Source organism: Variovorax sp. LjRoot175 (genome assembly GCF_964253805.1).
GTDB lineage: Bacteria > Pseudomonadota > Gammaproteobacteria > Burkholderiales > Burkholderiaceae_C > Variovorax.
On record NZ_CAXURY020000001.1, the window covers coordinates 6,003,024 to 6,018,860 of the forward strand.

Sequence of the window (15,837 nt, forward strand, 5' to 3'; positions counted from 1 at the left end):
GAAGTCGCGTCAGGCGGCGGCTTGCAGTGCCGGCTTGGCACTGCTGCTGCTGCTGCCGGCGGATGCGCCGAAGCTGATCTCGCCGGACAGCTGGCCGCCTTCTTCGACCACGATCTTGCCGTAGCGGATCTTGCCGGTGACCTTGCCGGTGGAGTGGATGACGAGCTTTTCGCGCACGGTGAGATTGCCGTCGAAGAGGCCGCGAATCTCGGCGATGTCGATTTCGGCCGAGCCCTTGAACGCGCCTTGTTCGGCGATCTGCATGACACGCGAATCCATCGTCGCTTCGACCAGGCCTTCGACCACGAGCGTGTCGCAGTCGGTGATCTCGACACCCTTGAGCTTGATGTTGGGGCCGACGGTGAGCTTGCTGCCGCCTTCCTTGGCGGTGCTCGCTGCCGCATTGGCCGCTTGGGCCGACAGGTTCGAAGGATTGACCGGCGTGCCCGAAAGGTTGGTGCCGGAACCCATCAGCGGCGCGGGACGGGAGGGGAGGGAGTCGGCGTCGCGATCACGCTTGCCGAAGAAGGGGGACTGTGTGGCCAATGGGGAGCTCCTCAAAAGGGCTATCGTAAGAAGGCGCTTACGGCGCTTCGCACTTCATTGCGCAAGAAGCGTAACTGAATACGTCTCGAACACGCGTCGTTGGGAACTTTCGTCTGCGTGAAGGGCGCGTCAACAATGTCAGCGCTCCTCACTTCAGACTCTGAATCGCGCGCAGGAGGGCTGTTCGACCTGATCTTGATCGCCGTGATTGTCACGAGCGTGACAGTCGTCATCCTCGCGCGACGAACTTCTATGGCGTGATCGCCCGCTGCCAGACGGCGCGCCCTTGCGCAGCATCGTCGACCCTGGCGATGAAGCCGGCGGCTCGGGGCTCGGGCAGCGTGAGCGAGAAGTGCACCATGCTGTCGTGGCGAACTTCGACCAGCGTGGCGCCGGCCGCCGCGATCTCGCGGCGCAGCGCGCCTTCGAGCGCGTACGGCACGGCGCACTGCAAGCCGCACTGGCGCACCAGCGGCACCAGCGCGGCACCGGCGAGCGCCTGCGCGATGCTGTCGGTGTAGGCACGCACCAGCCCGCCCGCGCCGAGCTTGATGCCGCCGAAGTAGCGAACGACCGTTGCGAGCACACCTTCGAGTTCGTGATGTCGCAGCACTTCCAGCATCGGCCGGCCGGCGGTGCCACCGGGCTCGCCGTCGTCGTTGGCCGCGGATTGCCCTCCGGCCATCAGTGCCCAGCAAACATGGGTCGCGCCGGGATGCGCGCTGCGCAGTGCATCGACGACCGCCTGCGCCGCGGCACGATCGGCGACCGGCTGGACGCAGCCGATGAAGCGGCTCTTCTTGACGAGCAGCTCGCTGTGCTGCGGCGCGGCGAGCGTGAAGGGCATCGTTCGCCCGCTAGCGTTCGCGTTCGAACTTGAAGACCGCCGTGCTGGCGCGCGCATTCGGCAGCCAGCGCACCTCGGCGCCCTCCTGCAGGCCAAAGGCATCGAGCACCCGCAGCCGGTTCTTGCGCGCGAGCACCTCGAAATCCTTGAAGGTACCGACGCGGATGTTGGGCGTGTCGTACCACTGGTAGGGCAGGCGTCGCGTGACCGGCATGCGGCCGCGGGCGATGCTGATACGGTTCGGCCAGTGCGCGAAGTTGGGGAAGGCGACGATACCGATGCGGCCGACGCGCGCGGTTTCGCGCAGCATCACTTCGGCATTGCGAAGGTGTTGCAGCGTATCGATCTGGAGCACGACGTCGAAGGAGGCGTCGTCGAACATCGCGAGGCCTTCGTCGAGGTTGAGCTGGATCACGTCGACACCGTGCCGTATGCATTGCAGCACGTTGCCGTCGGCGATCTCCACGCCGTAGCCGCTGCAGCCGCGTTCGCGCTGCAGCAGGTCGAGCAGCGCGCCGTCGCCGCAGCCGAGGTCGAGCACTCGCGAGCCCTCGGGGACGAGCCGGGCGATCACGCGCTGGGTGTCCAGATCGCTCATAAGGCAACCTCCGCGCTGCGCGCTACGGTATTCGCCTTGGGAACGGCCCGGCGGCTCATGCGGCCGCTCCCTCTTTCGCGATGCGCTCGAAGTAGGAGCGCACCACGCTCATGTAGCGCACATCGTCGAGCAGGAAGGCGTCGTGTCCGTGGGGCGCATCGATTTCCGCGTAGCTCACGTTGCGGCGGTTGTCGAGCAGGGCCTTCACGATCTCGCGGCTGCGTGCCGGCGCGAAGCGCCAGTCGGTGCTGAAGCTCACGAGCAGGAACTTGGCCGTGGCCTGCGCCAGCGCGGCGCGCAGATCGCCGCCATACGCACGCGCAGGATCGAAGTAGTCGAGCGCGCGCGTGATCAGGAGGTAGGTGTTGGCGTCGAAGTACTCGCTGAACTTGTCGCCGTTGTAGCGCAGGTAGCTTTCGATCTGGAACTCGACCTCCTGGGTCGAGTAGAGAAAGTCCGCGCTCGACACTTCGCCCTCGACCGCACTGCGCAGCGCGCGACCGAACTTCTCGTTCATGAGGTCGTCGCTCTGGTAGGTGATGTGACCGATCATGCGGGCGATGCGCAGGCCGCGCTTGGGGATCACCCCATGCTCGTAGAAGTGGCCGCCGTTGAAGTCGGGGTCGGTCACGATGGCGCGGCGCGCGACTTCGTTGAACGCGATGTTCTGCGCCGTCAGGCTGGGCGCGCTGGCGATCACCACCGCATGGCGCACGCGCTCGGGATATTGCAGCGCCCACGACAGCGCCTGCATGCCGCCGAGGCTGCCGCCCATCACCGCAGCGAGCGTCCGAATGCCGAGCGCATCGAGCAGTGCAGCCTGCGCGCGCACCCAGTCCTCGACCGTGACCACCGGGAAATCGGCGCCATAGACGCGCCCGGTCGCAGGGTTGACATGCATCGGCCCGGTGGAGCCGAAGCAGGAGCCGAGGTTGTTGATGCCGATCACGAAGAAGCGGTCGGTGTCGACCGGCTTGCCGGGGCCGATCATGTTGTCCCACCAGCCCTCGGACTTGTCCTGGCCCGCGTAGACGCCCGCGACATGGTGCGAGGCGTTCAGCGCATGGCAGACGAGCACCGCGTTGCTGCGCTCGGCATTGAGCGTGCCGTAGGTTTCGTAGGCCAAGATGTAGTTGGCAATCGATGCGCCGCTGCTGAGAGGCAGCGGGCCTGCGAACGGCATCGATTGCGAGGAGACGACCAACGACATGAATGAAAAAGACCCGGCCTCGCCAAAAACGAGCCGGGTCCGGCATCCGTCTTTAGCTGCATTTGTTAAGCGCCCGCAAGCTGGAGCAAATCGGCGCGTCCGACGAGTATATGCGGCTCAGCCCCAGCCGATCAACGCGGCGGCGCCGAGCATGAGGAACAGCACGGCGGAGACGCCGTGAACCAGGCGGATCGGCACGCGCTTCACGATGCGCTCGCCGAGCCATACGACCGGCGCATTCGCCAGCATCATGCCGAACGTGGTGCCCAGCACCACCCAGACATAGGCGCTCACGTAGCGCGCGGCGAGCATGACGGTCGCGATCTGCGTCTTGTCGCCCATCTCGGCGAGAAAGAAGGCCGTCACGGTGGTGCCGAACACGCCGAAGTGCGAAGCCTTCGGCATATCGTCCTCGTCGAGCTTGTCGGGGATCAGCATCCAGAGCGCCATCGCGATGAAAGAGCCGCCCAGAATCCAGCGCAGCACCTCGGGCCCGAGCGTGTGCGTGACCCAGTTGCCCGCCGCACCCGCGAGTGCGTGGTTCAGCACGGTCGCGGTGAAGATCCCCAGCACGATCGGCCAGGGCCTGCGGAACCGTGCGGCGAGCACGAGCGAGAGCAATTGGGTCTTGTCGCCCATTTCGGCGAGCGCGACCACGCCGGTCGCAACGAGAAAAGCTTCCACGAGAAAGGGGTTCCTTGGGCCGAAGGACGAGGACGCAATTGACCGTGCAACGCCTTCGGCCATATCCGAAGTTGCACGGTCAAAGGTCTCGCCAGGTGGAACACTGCCTGCGCCATGTCCTGCACGGGGCAGGACAAGTCTGTTGACGCAAACCCTTCTCGCGATGGAAGGCGGCTACTCCCCAATGACCGCACGATTGTAGTGCAGCACCGAGGATGTTTGTAAGCGTGCGCTAGCTTTCGAAAAATTTTGAGCGCGGCGCGGTTGCGGGCAAATTCCTACTTGCGCTCGAAGCATTTCACACATAATGCACGAGCCTCCCTTCAGATTTCGGGGCGGTGATTCGGTGATCGGTCAGTTTCGCGCGGCTCGGCGGATTTCGTTTGGGTGGTGCTCTCGGGACTCCATCGCTTTTCTTGATGTGTTTATAGGAGTCCCTTGATGGGCAACAAACTGTACGTCGGTAACCTGCCTTATTCGGCACGCGACGATGATCTCCACAACGCCTTCAGCCAGTTCGGCACCGTGGCAAGTGCCAAGGTCATGATGGAGCGCGACTCCAGCCCCCCGCGTTCCAAGGGCTTCGGATTTGTTGAAATGGGCAGCGATGCAGAAGCGCAAGCGGCCATCAAGGGCATGAACGGCCAGGACATGGGCGGCCGCAGCGTCGTCGTGAACGAAGCGCGCCCGATGGAAGCCCGTCCGCCGCGCAGCGGCGGCTACGGCGGTGGTGGTGGCGGCGGATATGGCGGCGGCGGTGGCGGCTACGGTGGTGGTGGTGGCGGTCGCAGCGGTGGTGGCGGTTACGGCGGCGGCGGCGGCGGCGGTGGTTACGGCGGCGGTGGCCGCAGCGGTGGTGGTGGCGGCGGCGGCGATGGCGGTTTCCGCAGCCCGTACGGCGCCGGTCCGCGCGGCGGTGGTCGCGGCGGCTACGGCGGCGGTGGTGGTGGTGGCGGCGGCAACGGTGGCAACAGCGGCTACTGAATTCCGCGCCCCACAAGCAGCAGAAGAAAGGCTCCCTCGGGAGCCTTTCTTGATGGTGATGCGACAGACAGCTCCAGGCTCATTCGCCACGCCGCTTTTTGCGCCCGCGCCCCTGCACCGCGCGGTCGAACAAGGCGTTGGGCAGCAGGCGCATGAGCTTGGCGACCACACCCATCTGCCACGGAATCACCCGGTAGCTGGCGCCAGCCTCGATCGCACGAAAGGCCCGATCGGCGAAGTCGTCGGCTCGCATCAGAAAGGGCATGCCGTAGCGATTGCCTTGCGTCAGCGGGGTGTCGACGTAGCCAGGGCAAAGGGTGACGACCTTGACGCCGCCGGCGCGTAGCTCACCGCGCAAACTCTCGCAGTAGGCCACCACACCCGCCTTGCTGGCGCAGTACGCGCCGTGACCGGGGAGGCCGCGAATCGACGCGACGCTGCCGATGCCGACCAGCCGGCCGCTGCCGCGCGCCCTCATCGCGGCAATGAAGGGATGGAAGGTCGCGGCCAGGCCGACGTTGTTGATCGCAAATGTCTGCGCGAGCACGTCGAGATCGCCGCGGTCCTCGGTGTCGATGCCCACACTGATGCCGGCATTCGCGATCACCACATCCGGGACACCTTGGTGCGCGATGCAGGCAGCGCCCGCTGCGACGATGCTGTCGGTGCACGCGACGTCTGCGCCGTAGATCCGGTAGCGCTGGGCATCGATCTTGGCGGAGCCGGCCCAGCTTTCGATCTCGGGCGTGCGCCGCGCCACCAGCGCGAGGCTATAGCCAGCTTGGTAGAAGCGCGCGGCCAGCGCCTGGCCGATGCCGCTCGACGCACCGGTGATGAAAGCCAGCCGCGTCAATGCTTCGCCCCGGGCGCTGCCACCGAAGGCATCAGCAGGCCTCGCACGCGGCCCTGCAGGTTGGCGACGCCCGTCAGGTTGTCGTAGTCCAGCGAGTCGGCCGTGAACTGGTCGGCACCGCGTATCAGGGTGACCGGCTTGTGCGACTTGACGCGCTCCGTGTCCAGGAAGGCGTGCAGGAATTCGCCGCGGAATTCCAGGCGCGGTATGGGCTTGCCGCCGGCCGAGACGGCAGCCTCGCGCACCACGATCGCATTGCCGAAGAGCTGGATCTCGCTGCCGTCGCCGTTCGACAAGCCACGGTTGGCGGTCGCTCGGGTCGTCAGTCCCTCGGGGGAAACGGAGCGCAGCCGGACCTGGTCCACCTCCATCGTGTCGTTGTCCGGATAGTGTCGGCCTTCGGTGCCGAACAGCTCGCTGCGCAATTCGCCGTTCGGCAGGAAATTCTTGATCACGAAGCCGCGCATGAAAAAGTCGGGCTCGTGCTTGGGCGCCTCCTTGGCCGCCGGCTCGAGCAGCTTCGGCGCGTTGCGCACCAGCCAATAGGTACCCAGAGCCAGCGTGGCCGTCAGGATGATCGGCAGGTAGATGGTGAGGCGATCGAAGCCGTCCCGCAGCAGATTCCAGACTACCTTCGCCTTCATGCCGCCGGGCCCCGTGCGCCGTCCAGCAGCCGCCGGTAGTGGCCGCCCGCCGTGAGCAGCAGGTCGCAGAATTCGCGCGCCGCACCTTCGCCGCCGCGCGCCGCGGTCACGTGGTGCGCGATGGCGCGCACCTCGGCATGGGCGTTGGCAGGCGCGGCGGCGAATGCGGCGCGGGTCAGCACGGGCAGGTCGGGCCAATCGTCGCCGATGGCAGCAGTCTGCATCCAGTCGAGGCCGAGCGCTGCGAGCATGGCCTCGGCGGCCGGCAGCTTGTTTTCGGTGCCGTAGCGCACGTGCTCGATGCCCAGCGCCTGCAGGCGCACGCGCAGCGGCTTCGAGTCGCGCCCCGTGATCACCGCCGGCGTGATGCCCGCGGCACGCAGCAGCTTGAGGCCGTAACCGTCGAGGATGCTGAAGCGCTTGAGGGTTTCGCCCTGCTCGCTGAAGTAGACGCCGCCGTCGGTCAGCACGCCGTCGACGTCGAAGAAGGCGACGCGGATGTCCTGCGCGGCGAGCAAGGCCTCCGCCTTGAATTCGAGCGCCATCAAATGACTTTCGCGCGCATCAGGTCGTTGATGCTGAGCGCGCCGATCAGAATGCCGCCGGCGTCGACTACCAGCACGCTCGTGATGCGGTGCTGTTCCATCAGCTCGGCCGCCTCGGCCGCCAGCGCATCGGCACGCAGCGTGCGCGGGCCCCGATGCATCACATCGGCCGCGGTCATGGCGCGCAGGTCCGCGCCGGTCTCGACCTGGCGGCGCAGATCGCCGTCGGTGAAGATGCCGATCGCGCGGCCATCGGGATCGACCACGGCCGTCGCGCCGAGGCCCTTGGAACTCATCTCGCGCATGATCTCGCTGAGGCTGGCGCCGGGCCCGACGCGCGGCACGTCGTCGCCGGAGCGCATGACGTCGCCCACGTGGGTGAGCAGCTTGCGGCCGAGCGCGCCGCCCGGATGCGAACGGGCGAAGTCTTCGGTGCCGAAGCCGCGCGCATCGAGCAAGGCGACGGCGAGCGCGTCACCGAGCGCCATCTGCGCGGTGGTGCTGGCGGTGGGCGCCAGATTGAGCGGGCAAGCCTCTTTCTCGACGCCGCTGTCGAGCACGATGTCGGCATGGCGCGCCAGCGTCGAGTCGGCCCGTCCGGTGATCGCGATCAGCGGCACGCCTTGGCGCTTGACCACGGGCAGGATGGTGGTGAGCTCCTCGACTTCGCCGCTGTTCGAAATCGCGAGCACGAGGTCGACCGCCTTGATCATGCCGAGATCGCCGTGGCTCGCTTCCGCCGGATGCACGAACATCGCCGGCGTGCCGGTCGAGGCGAGCGTGGCCGCGATCTTGCGGCCGACATGGCCACTCTTCCCCATGCCCATGACGACCACGCGGCCCCGCACTTCGAGGATTTTTCGAACGGCGTCGACGAAGCTCGCGCCCACCCGCTGCTTGAGGCCGAGCACGGCTTCTGCTTCGATATCGAAAGTAATGCGCGCCCGCGCGAGCATCGCGTCGGGTTCGGCCGCAGCGGCCAGGTCGGGGCGGGAGCTCATCGCGGGATTTTATCGGTCAAGGCTTCGCCAGTCTGAACTGAGGGGTTCACATTCAGTAGCATCGGCCCATGTCCTCGTTCGATCTCACGCTGATGTACCTCTTGGCTGCGGTAATCGGCGTGGTCGTCTGCCGGTACCTCAGGCTGCCGCCGATGCTCGGCTACCTGGGGGCCGGCGTGCTGATCGGACCGCACGCCCTGGCATTCGCGCAGAACTCGGAGGGCATCCGGCACCTGGGCGAGTTCGGCGTCGTCTTCCTGATGTTCGTAATAGGGCTGGAATTCAACCTGCCCAAGCTGCGTGCCATGCGCAAGCACGTGTTCGGCCTCGGACTGCTCCAGGTGATGCTGACGATGGCGATCGCGACCGTGGGCGCGTTGTGGCTCGCCACCTGGCTGCCGCCGGCCTGGCACCTGGGCTGGCAGACGGCGCTGGCGCTTTCGGGCGCGCTCACCATGAGCAGCACCGCGATCGTCGTGAAACTGATGGCCGAGCGGCTCGAACTCGAGAGCGAACATGGCAAGCGCGTGATAGGCGTGCTGCTGTTCCAGGATCTCGCGGTGGTGCCCTTGCTGGTGCTGATTCCGGCGCTCGGGGCGCCGCCGGAGACGATGCTGAAGGCGCTCGCCTTCGCCTGGCTCAAGGCCAGCTTCTTGGTCGGCGTGCTGCTCTACGGCGGTCCGCGCGTGATGCGCTGGTGGCTCACGATCGTCGCGCGCCGGCGCAGTGAAGAGCTGTTCATGCTCAACCTGCTGCTCGTCACGCTGGGCTTGGCGTGGCTGACCGAGCTTGCGGGCCTGAGCCTGGCGCTGGGTGCCTTCGTCGCCGGCATGCTGGTGTCGGAAACCGAATTCAAGCACCAGGTCGAAACCGACATCCGGCCCTTTCACGACGTTCTGCTGGGGCTGTTCTTCATCACGATCGGCATGTCGCTCGACTGGCACATCGTGGTGGAGCAATGGGCCCTGATCGCCGGGCTGCTCGTCTTGCCGCTGGCCTTCAAGCTGATTCTGGTCACGTTGCTGGCGCGCGTACTCGGGGCGACGGCCGGCGTGTCGCTGCGAACCGGGCTCTACCTTGCGCAGGCGGGCGAGTTCGGTTTCGTGCTGCTGACGCTAGCGCAGGGTCAGGAGCTCTTGCCGTCGTGGCTCGCGAACCCGGTGCTCGCGTCGATGGTGCTGTCGATGCTCGCAACGCCCTTCATCATCATGTACAGCAATCGCATCGTGCGAAAGCTGGTGGCGAGCGACTGGCTGCAGCAGTCGCTGCAGATGACGACGATCGCGCGCAAGACCATCAACACCGCGAAGCACGTCATCATCTGCGGCTATGGGCGCTGCGGGCAGAACCTGGCGCGCGTACTGGAGCGCGAGGGCATCCCGTACTTGGCGCTGGACCTGGACCCGGATCGCGTGCACCAGGCCGCCGCGGCCGGCGACTCGGTGGTCTTCGGCGACGCGGCGCGGCTGCAGGCGCTGATGGCGGCCGGCCTGGCGCGCGCCAGCGCGGTGGTCGTGACTTATCTCGACGTGCCGGGCGCGCTCAAGGTGCTGGCCAACACGCGCGCGCATGCGCCGCAGGTGCCGGTGATCGTGCGCACGCAGGACGATCGCGATCTCGAAAAGCTGCAGGCCGCTGGCGCGACCGAGGTGGTGCCCGAAGCGATCGAAGGCTCTCTGATGCTGGCAAGCCACGCGCTGGCGCTGGTCGGCGTACCCATGCGGCGCGTGATCCGCGTGGTGCAGGACCAGCGCGACGCGCGCTACAACCTGCTGCGCGGCTACTTCCACGGCGCCGACGACGACAACGCCGACGAGCTCGACCACGAGCGGCTCAACAGTTTCACGCTCACCGCCGGCGCGCGCGCGGTGGGCCAGCCGCTGGATCAGGCAGCACTGCAGGCGGTGGGCGTGCGGGTGGCCAGCTTGCGGCGGCGCGACGGCAAGGCCGAGGAGGCGCGCGACGACACGGTGCTGGCGGACGGCGACACGCTGGTGCTCTCTGGCAAGCCGGGCGCGCTCGCCGTGGCGATCGAGATGCTGCAGAAGGGCTGAGAACACTGCCCGCGCAGGCCGGCCTTCAGTTGAGCAGGCTCGGATTGCGCTTCTCTTCGTCGATCCGCTGCTGGCGCCGCACGGCATCGCACTGGGCGCTTGCCCTGTATTCGGCCTTGGCGCACTGCGCGACCATGCAGCGCGCACGGCCGAAGAAGCCCTGGCCTGCGCATGCCGTTTCCGGGCTCGCGGGTGCAGCGGGTTCAACCGGTGCTGCCGCCACGACGGGTACAGGCGCGACGGCAGCGGGCGGCGGCGCGGCAACCGGCGCAGCTTTGCGTGCCCTGGGTGCAGCGGTGACCGTGGGCTTGGCCGGTTCGGCCCGCGGAGATGGCACGGCTTGCTCCACCGGCGGCGGAACGGGAGCGGCCGGCCGTGAGGGCTCGGCCGCCGGCGCCTCGGCGACGGGCGCGGATACAGGCGGGGGCGCGGGCGCGGGCGCGGGCGCGGGCGCGGGGGACGGCACGACGACCGGCGTCGGCGCGGCGGCCTGCTGCGTCGCAGGCGGCGAGCTGGCGCTTCGTTGGCCGTACGCGTACCAGCCGCCTGCCGCAAGCACGGCCACCATCAGCACACCGAAGACACCCATCCAGACGCCATTGGATTTGCGCGCGCCGGGGAGTGCGGCTGCATGCAGCGCCGCCTTCGGCGCGCTTGCCCGCACGGCGGGTGGTGGTCGCGGGATAGGCTTTGGCTTGGGCGCGGCCTTGGGCGCAGGCGGCGGCGGCGAGGAGGCCGCCGTGCCCATCACGACCGTGACTTCATCCGCCGCGGGCGCCGGCGACAGCGGCATGCGCTCGGTGATGGGCCACCCGTCACTGCCGGAGGGACGCTCTTCGGCGGGTGCGGGTGCACCGGGCGCCGGCTGCGAGACCAGCCTGTGGCCGCAACCCTTGCAGAATTTCGCGCCGTCACGGTTTTCCGTATGACAGGAAGCGCACACCACGGCCATCTACAGCGACTCCGATGCGAAAAGCTTCAAGTCACCGCGACGCGCTTGGGCCGGTTGACCATCCGCTTGGCGATGACGGCGCCGAGCGCCAGTGCCATTTCCAGCGCGACGTTGGGCTGGCGATTCGACATTTCCGAGAAGCGGATGGGCGTCAGCCGCCAGACGCGGGCGGCGCCCGTGGCCACCACGTTGGCCGAGCGCGGCAGCCTGGAGAAGAAGGCTCCTTCGCCGACCACCGATCCCGGATTGAGGATCGCGAGCCGCATCTGGCCCTTGTCGCCGATCAGGTGCACGCTGAGCGCGCCGCTCTCGATGAAGAAGAGCGTGCGATCGTTGGCGCCCTGGTCGATCAGCACCTGGCCGGCGGCCAAGTCGAACGGCTGCAGATAGCTGGCCAGCGTTTCCCACTGCTGCGGGTTGAAAGCTGGCGCAAAAGCGTCGTAACTGGTGTTCTGCGCAATGGCGCGGCAAAGATCCTGAATGCTCGATGACATGTTGCAAACCCTGCTATGCGTCCTGGAGTATCTGCGATCGCTCTAATTTGTGGTGACAGAACTCACAAGCACTAACACTTTTTGTCTACTTTCCGATACAAAACCGGGAAAAAATCACGCCCAGCAAGTCATCCGCGCCGAATTCCCCAGTGATTTCGTTGAGCGCATTCTGCGCAAGACGCAGCTCTTCCGCCAGAAGATCCAGCGCCTGCGCGCGCGCCGCCAGATGCTCGGCCGCCACGGCGACATGTTCTTCGACCCGCGACAGCGCTTGCACATGGCGTGCCCGAGCGAGGTAGACGCCTTCAGGCACGGCTTGCCAACCCGCGACCTCGAGCAGGCGGCGCCTGAGCGTCTCGATGCCGAACCCTGTCCTGGCAGAAAGGCTGATGCCGGTATGCGCTGCGGCCGAAGGCGCCGCGTCCTGCTTGCTCCATACATCGAGCACCGGCACGCTCGCAGGCAGCTTCTCGCTCAGCAGGCGCATGATCTCGGCGTCCGCCTCCGCGTATTCCGGCCGCTCGGCGCGCGTCAGGTCATGCAGGAAAAGCACGGCATCGGCACCCTCGATCTGCCCCCACGCGCGCGCGACGCCGATCTGCTCGACCTCGTCGGCGCTGTCGCGCAGGCCTGCCGTATCGACCACGTGCAGCGGCACGCCCTGGATCTGGATGGTCTGCGATACCACGTCGCGCGTGGTGCCCGGAATCGAGCTCACGATGGCGAGCTCGGCTCCGGCCAGCGCGTTGAGCAACGAACTCTTGCCCGCGTTAGGCTGACCCGCGATCACGACCTTGATCCCTTCGCGCAGCAGCGCACCCTGGCGCGCACGCTGTTGGACCGCGCTCAGCTGCGTCTGCAGCGACACCAGCTGGCCCTGGGCATCGGCCTTCTGCAGGAAGTCGATTTCTTCCTCGGGAAAATCGAGCGTCGCCTCGACCAGCATGCGCAGGCGGATCAACGCATCGCGCAGCGCATGGATCTCCATCGAGAACGCGCCCGAGAGCGAGCGACCCGCACTGCGCGCCGCCGCCTCTGTGCTCGCATCGATCAGATCGGCGATGGCCTCGGCCTGCGCCAGGTCGATCTTTCCATTGAGGAAGGCGCGCTGGCTGAACTCGCCCGGCTCGGCGACCCGCAGGCCCGCCAGCCGCGGCCGGCCAGTCGCGGGATCGGTTTCGGTGGCGGCTTCCAGGCAGCGCGCGAGCAGCAGTTGCAGCACCACCGGCCCGCCATGTGCCTGCAGTTCGAGCACGTCTTCGCCGGTGAAGGAGTGCGGTGCCGGAAAGTGGATGGCCAGCCCGTGATCGATGGCCGCGCCGCCGGCATCGCGGAAGGGCAGGTAGGTGGCTTCGCGCGGCTTGAGGCTTCTCGCGCAGACGGCCTCGATCAATGGCGCCACCCGTGCGCCGGACACGCGAACGATGCCGACCGCGCCGCGGCCCGAAGCCGTGGCGACGGCGACGATCGGATCGGTGGTGCGCGCAAGCATGGGTGAGGATTCTTTCAGCAAAAAAGGCCGCTTTCGCGGCCCTTGTTCGAAATCGGCGCTCGGCAGCGGCTATTTGCCCAGCACGCCCAGGCGCTTGTTGATGAACCACTGCTGCGCGATCGACAGCACGTTGTTCGTGATCCAGTACAGCACCAGGCCGGCCGGGAAGAAGATGAACATCACGCTGAACGCCAACGGCATGATCCACATCAGCTTGGCCTGCATCGGATCGGGCGGCGTCGGGTTGAGCCAGGTCTGGAACAGCGAGGTCGCGGTCATCACGATCGGCAGGATGAACCAAGGGTCGGGTGCCGACAGGTCGTGGATCCAGCCGATCCACGGCGCGTGGCGCATCTCGACCGAGGACAGCAGCACCCAGTAGAGCGCGATGAACACCGGGATCTGGACCACGATCGGGAAGCAGCCGCCCATCGGGTTGACCTTCTCCTCGCGATAGATGCGCATCATCTCCTGCTGCATCTCCTGCGGCTTGTCCTTGAGCCGCTCGCGCATTTCCATGATCTTGGGATTGATGGCCTTCATCTTCGCCATGCTGGCATAGGCCTTGGCGTTGAGCCAGTAGAACGCGGCCTTGAGCAGCACCACCAGCGCAACGATCGCCCAGCCCCAGTTGCCGAGCATGCCGTGCAGCTTGTCGAGCAGCCAGTAGAGCGGCTTGGAAATGATCGTGAAGATGCCGTAGTCCTTGACCAGCTCCAGCCCCGGCGCGACGGCCTCGAGCGTCTTCTCGGCCTGCGGACCAACGAAGAAGTCAGCGTCGATCGCCTTGCTGGCGCCCGGCGCGACCGGGCCGGCCGAAGTGATCATGCCGACCGCGTAAAGGTTGGTGTCGACCTTGCGCGCGAACAGGTCGCGCTGGACGCCGTCCTTCAGCAGCCAGGCGCTGGCGAAGTAGTGCTGCACCATCGCCACGTAGCCGTTGGTCGACTCCTTCACGAAGTCGGCCTTGTTGTTCTCGATGTCCTTGAACTCGATCTTCTGGAACTTCTTGGCCTCGGTATAGACGGCCGGACCGGTGAAGGTCGAATAGAAGGACGACTCGCCCGGCGGCTTGTTGCCGTCGCGCACGAGCTGCAGATAGAGCTGCGGCGACACCGGCGCCGTGCCGGTGTTGACGATCTCGTGGCGCACGGTCATGTCGTAGGCGCCGCGCTTGAGCGTCCAGGTCTTGATCAGCTTGACGCCGCCCAGGTCGGGCGATTCGAAGCGCAGCACCAGTTCATTGGCGCCGTCCTTCAGCGCGCGCTCGCCGGTGAAGGTCATCGGCGTCTTGTGCGTGGGGAAGGCGCCGCCGATCAGGCCGGTCTGCGCCACATAGAAGCGGTTCGGACTCTGGTCGAGCAGGACGAAAGGCTTGTCCTTCTCCGTCAGGTCGTCGTGCTGGATGAACTCGCTCTGCGCCAGCGAGCCGCCTTCGGTATCGAAGGTCAGCTTGAGCACGTCGGTGCTGACCACGACTTTCTCGCCCGCCGCAGGCGCCGTCGTGGTGCCGCCCGGAACGGCTGCGGCGCCGGTGCTGTTGCTGCCGGCCGCCGCAACGCTGGCCGGCGGCACCGCACCGGAAGCCGCGCCGGCGGGCGGGGCTGCCGGTGCCGTCGCACTCACGGGAGGCTTGGTCGACGGCAGGAAGGTGGGGTTCTTGCCGTTGTAGACCTGCCATTGGTCCCACAGCAGCACCAGCGAGAAGCCAAAAATCACCCACAGGATGGTGCGGCGGATATCGTTCATGAAGAAGACTTCTTGTCGTCGGAAGAGAGAAAGGAGAACAGCGAGCCCGAAGCCGGGGTCTGGCGCTGCGCCTTGGGGGGAACCGGATCGTGGCCGCCCTGGCACCAGGGCTGGCAGCGGACGAGGCGGCGCAGGGTGAGATAGCTGCCGGCGGCTGCGCCGTGCTGCTCGAGCGCCTCGATGGCGTAGACGGAACAGGTGGGTTCGAAGCGGCAGGATGACCCAAGCCACGGGCTCAGCAACAGGCGATAGGCCTTCACGAGGCCGATCAATAGGCGCCGCATCATGCGCGCGCCGCGGCAGCCCGCTCCAGCAATTGCTGGAGCTCGGCGCGGACGGCGGCCTTGAGCTTGTCGGAGGTCGCGCTCACGAATTCCTTGCGATCGAAAGCAGAACGCAGGCGCACGACATGCGCCGCGGGCGGCAAGAAAGCTTCGGAGGCGGCGCTCACTTGATAGATCTGGCGCTTGATGGCGTTGCGGGTGACCGCACGGCGGGCCCAGCGTTTGGGGACCATTGCGCCGAGCCATACGTCCTGCGTTTCAAACAGTGGCGTGGCACCCGGCTGCGCATCGAGCGCGCAACGGTGCAATGCGAAGTGGGCGGTGCGCGCCACGGTAGCACCTGCGAGGACGGCCTGGAATTGCGCGCGGGTCTTGAGCCGCTGCATGGGAGCCAAGCGCAAAGCGCCGACGGACGATGACGGCGGCAGCGCTACGACTGGCAACGGTAACTACAGTCGCCGTTAGACGGCGAGGCGCTTGCGGCCCTTGGCGCGGCGCGCGTTGATGACGGCGCGGCCGCCGCGGGTCTTCATGCGGACCAGGAAGCCGTGGGTGCGGGCGCGGCGGACTTTGGATGCTTGGTAAGTGCGTTTCATGATGGTTTTCCTGCTTGACCCGGAGGCCGGTTTTCCGACCCAGGGATCCGGGGTGGTGCTGCAAAGTGCTGCTAGTTGCAGCTGATACCCCGAAACACACAAAGAGGTTTTCAGGGAAACCCGCGATTATCGCAAACATTCTGCCGAACAACAATCCGAGGCCGCTTTCACGCCGTTTTCGTACTCGCCGCAACGGTGTGGATAAGGTTTTGACAAGTTAGAATCGACGACCCATCACGGGTGCGACTATCCACAAACACAAAACGAAAAATGGCCGAGGGACACACCACATTTCAGAGCACCC

18 protein-coding genes, 1 pseudogene and 1 riboswitch are annotated in these 15,837 nt (G+C 66.7%); of the genes and pseudogenes, 2 read left to right on the forward strand and 17 right to left on the reverse strand.

Annotated features, from left to right (window positions below):
* Positions 1–9: 9 nt before the first annotated feature.
* From ACSQ89_RS29750 to ACSQ89_RS29770, 5 genes are all read right to left on the reverse strand, one after another.
* Entirely contained in the window at positions 10–546 is a 537-nt protein-coding gene (locus ACSQ89_RS29750; protein WP_436294844.1) for a bactofilin family protein, read from the reverse strand.
* Between the two features lie 250 nt (positions 547–796).
* Positions 797–1,393 (reverse strand): IMPACT family protein, encoded by a 597-nt coding sequence (locus ACSQ89_RS29755; RefSeq protein ID WP_436294843.1) that lies wholly within the window; start codon positions 1,391–1,393, stop codon positions 797–799.
* 10 nt (positions 1,394–1,403) lie between these two features.
* On the reverse strand, positions 1,404–1,991 hold the full coding sequence (gene metW / locus ACSQ89_RS29760) for a methionine biosynthesis protein MetW (protein WP_093107082.1): 588 nt from the start codon (positions 1,989–1,991) through the stop codon (positions 1,404–1,406).
* A 55-nt stretch (positions 1,992–2,046) separates the two neighbouring features.
* Positions 2,047–3,201 (reverse strand): homoserine O-succinyltransferase MetX, encoded by a 1,155-nt coding sequence (gene metX / locus ACSQ89_RS29765; RefSeq protein ID WP_436294842.1) that lies wholly within the window; start codon positions 3,199–3,201, stop codon positions 2,047–2,049.
* Positions 3,202–3,318: 117 nt separating this feature from the next.
* Positions 3,319–3,885, reverse strand: coding sequence for a TMEM165/GDT1 family protein (locus ACSQ89_RS29770; protein ID WP_436294841.1), 567 nt, complete (start codon positions 3,883–3,885; stop codon positions 3,319–3,321).
* A gap of 6 nt (positions 3,886–3,891) precedes the next feature.
* Positions 3,892–4,080: riboswitch (yybP-ykoY riboswitch) on the reverse strand.
* A 246-nt stretch (positions 4,081–4,326) separates the two neighbouring features.
* Between ACSQ89_RS29770 and ACSQ89_RS29775 the strand changes: the two genes are divergently transcribed.
* Positions 4,327–4,869, forward strand: a complete 543-nt coding sequence (locus tag ACSQ89_RS29775; RefSeq protein ID WP_436296608.1) for an RNA recognition motif domain-containing protein — start codon at positions 4,327–4,329, stop codon at positions 4,867–4,869.
* 79 nt (positions 4,870–4,948) lie between these two features.
* Here the strand turns inward: ACSQ89_RS29775 and ACSQ89_RS29780 are convergent, their stop codons facing one another.
* From ACSQ89_RS29780 to ACSQ89_RS29795, 4 genes are read right to left on the reverse strand one after another with little or no spacing between them, the layout of a single operon-like run.
* A complete protein-coding gene (locus ACSQ89_RS29780) occupies positions 4,949–5,722 on the reverse strand; it encodes an SDR family oxidoreductase (RefSeq protein ID WP_436294839.1) in 774 nt (257 codons plus the stop codon).
* Complete coding sequence (gene lptC / locus ACSQ89_RS29785; RefSeq protein WP_436294838.1) at positions 5,719–6,366, reverse strand: LPS export ABC transporter periplasmic protein LptC; 648 nt, start codon at positions 6,364–6,366, stop codon at positions 5,719–5,721. The genes ACSQ89_RS29780 and lptC overlap by 4 nt, the downstream gene beginning before the upstream one ends.
* Positions 6,363–6,911 (reverse strand): KdsC family phosphatase, encoded by a 549-nt coding sequence (locus ACSQ89_RS29790; RefSeq protein WP_436294837.1) that lies wholly within the window; start codon positions 6,909–6,911, stop codon positions 6,363–6,365. The genes lptC and ACSQ89_RS29790 overlap by 4 nt, the downstream gene beginning before the upstream one ends.
* Entirely contained in the window at positions 6,911–7,912 is a 1,002-nt protein-coding gene (locus tag ACSQ89_RS29795) for a KpsF/GutQ family sugar-phosphate isomerase (RefSeq protein WP_436294836.1), read from the reverse strand. The genes ACSQ89_RS29790 and ACSQ89_RS29795 overlap by 1 nt, the downstream gene beginning before the upstream one ends.
* A gap of 68 nt (positions 7,913–7,980) precedes the next feature.
* Here ACSQ89_RS29795 and ACSQ89_RS29800 point away from each other — a divergent pair, with 68 nt between their 5' ends.
* Positions 7,981–9,966, forward strand: coding sequence for a monovalent cation:proton antiporter-2 (CPA2) family protein (locus tag ACSQ89_RS29800; RefSeq protein WP_436294835.1), 1,986 nt, complete (start codon positions 7,981–7,983; stop codon positions 9,964–9,966).
* A 25-nt stretch (positions 9,967–9,991) separates the two neighbouring features.
* Here ACSQ89_RS29800 and ACSQ89_RS29805 read toward each other — a convergent pair whose 3' ends face one another.
* From ACSQ89_RS29805 to rpmH, 8 genes and pseudogenes are all read right to left on the reverse strand, one after another.
* A complete protein-coding gene (locus tag ACSQ89_RS29805; RefSeq protein ID WP_436294858.1) occupies positions 9,992–10,759 on the reverse strand; it encodes a zinc ribbon domain-containing protein in 768 nt (255 codons plus the stop codon).
* Positions 10,760–10,846: 87 nt separating this feature from the next.
* Positions 10,847–10,918, reverse strand: a pseudogene (locus ACSQ89_RS29810) (zinc-ribbon domain-containing protein); the annotation flags it as partial.
* Between the two features lie 26 nt (positions 10,919–10,944).
* Positions 10,945–11,412: a Crp/Fnr family transcriptional regulator gene (locus ACSQ89_RS29815; protein WP_436294834.1), complete on the reverse strand. Its 468-nt coding sequence runs from the start codon at positions 11,410–11,412 to the stop codon at positions 10,945–10,947.
* A gap of 85 nt (positions 11,413–11,497) precedes the next feature.
* On the reverse strand, positions 11,498–12,904 hold the full coding sequence (gene mnmE / locus ACSQ89_RS29820; RefSeq protein WP_436294833.1) for a tRNA uridine-5-carboxymethylaminomethyl(34) synthesis GTPase MnmE: 1,407 nt from the start codon (positions 12,902–12,904) through the stop codon (positions 11,498–11,500).
* Positions 12,905–12,973: 69 nt separating this feature from the next.
* Positions 12,974–14,653, reverse strand: a complete 1,680-nt coding sequence (gene yidC, locus ACSQ89_RS29825; RefSeq protein ID WP_436296609.1) for a membrane protein insertase YidC — start codon at positions 14,651–14,653, stop codon at positions 12,974–12,976.
* Positions 14,650–14,940: a membrane protein insertion efficiency factor YidD gene (gene yidD, locus ACSQ89_RS29830; RefSeq protein WP_093107057.1), complete on the reverse strand. Its 291-nt coding sequence runs from the start codon at positions 14,938–14,940 to the stop codon at positions 14,650–14,652. Before yidD ends, yidC begins: the two co-directional genes overlap by 4 nt.
* Complete coding sequence (locus ACSQ89_RS29835; RefSeq protein ID WP_436294831.1) at positions 14,937–15,323, reverse strand: ribonuclease P protein component; 387 nt, start codon at positions 15,321–15,323, stop codon at positions 14,937–14,939. The genes yidD and ACSQ89_RS29835 overlap by 4 nt, the downstream gene beginning before the upstream one ends.
* Before the next feature lie 75 nt (positions 15,324–15,398).
* On the reverse strand, positions 15,399–15,533 hold the full coding sequence (gene rpmH / locus ACSQ89_RS29840; protein ID WP_007834827.1) for a 50S ribosomal protein L34: 135 nt from the start codon (positions 15,531–15,533) through the stop codon (positions 15,399–15,401).
* Between the last annotated feature and the right edge of the window lie 304 nt (positions 15,534–15,837).

Bases quoted from the DNA above. Each gene is read 5' to 3' on its own strand.
- ACSQ89_RS29755 (WP_436294843.1), bottom strand. From the start codon at position 1,393: ATGCCCTTCACGCTCGCCGCGCCGCAGCACAGCGAGCTGCTCGTCAAG.
- metW (WP_093107082.1), bottom strand. From the start codon at position 1,991: ATGAGCGATCTGGACACCCAGCGCGTGATCGCCCGGCTCGTCCCCGAG.
- metX (WP_436294842.1), bottom strand. From the start codon at position 3,201: ATGTCGTTGGTCGTCTCCTCGCAATCGATGCCGTTCGCAGGCCCGCTG.
- ACSQ89_RS29775 (WP_436296608.1), top strand. From the start codon at position 4,327: ATGGGCAACAAACTGTACGTCGGTAACCTGCCTTATTCGGCACGCGAC.
- lptC (WP_436294838.1), bottom strand. From the start codon at position 6,366: ATGAAGGCGAAGGTAGTCTGGAATCTGCTGCGGGACGGCTTCGATCGC.
- ACSQ89_RS29790 (WP_436294837.1), bottom strand. From the start codon at position 6,911: ATGGCGCTCGAATTCAAGGCGGAGGCCTTGCTCGCCGCGCAGGACATC.
- ACSQ89_RS29795 (WP_436294836.1), bottom strand. From the start codon at position 7,912: ATGAGCTCCCGCCCCGACCTGGCCGCTGCGGCCGAACCCGACGCGATG.
- ACSQ89_RS29800 (WP_436294835.1), top strand. From the start codon at position 7,981: ATGTCCTCGTTCGATCTCACGCTGATGTACCTCTTGGCTGCGGTAATC.
- ACSQ89_RS29805 (WP_436294858.1), bottom strand. From the start codon at position 10,759: ATGCCGCTGTCGCCGGCGCCCGCGGCGGATGAAGTCACGGTCGTGATG.
- ACSQ89_RS29815 (WP_436294834.1), bottom strand. From the start codon at position 11,412: ATGTCATCGAGCATTCAGGATCTTTGCCGCGCCATTGCGCAGAACACC.
- mnmE (WP_436294833.1), bottom strand. From the start codon at position 12,904: ATGCTTGCGCGCACCACCGATCCGATCGTCGCCGTCGCCACGGCTTCG.
- yidC (WP_436296609.1), bottom strand. From the start codon at position 14,653: ATGAACGATATCCGCCGCACCATCCTGTGGGTGATTTTTGGCTTCTCG.
- yidD (WP_093107057.1), bottom strand. From the start codon at position 14,940: ATGATGCGGCGCCTATTGATCGGCCTCGTGAAGGCCTATCGCCTGTTG.
- ACSQ89_RS29835 (WP_436294831.1), bottom strand. From the start codon at position 15,323: ATGCAGCGGCTCAAGACCCGCGCGCAATTCCAGGCCGTCCTCGCAGGT.
- rpmH (WP_007834827.1), bottom strand. From the start codon at position 15,533: ATGAAACGCACTTACCAAGCATCCAAAGTCCGCCGCGCCCGCACCCAC.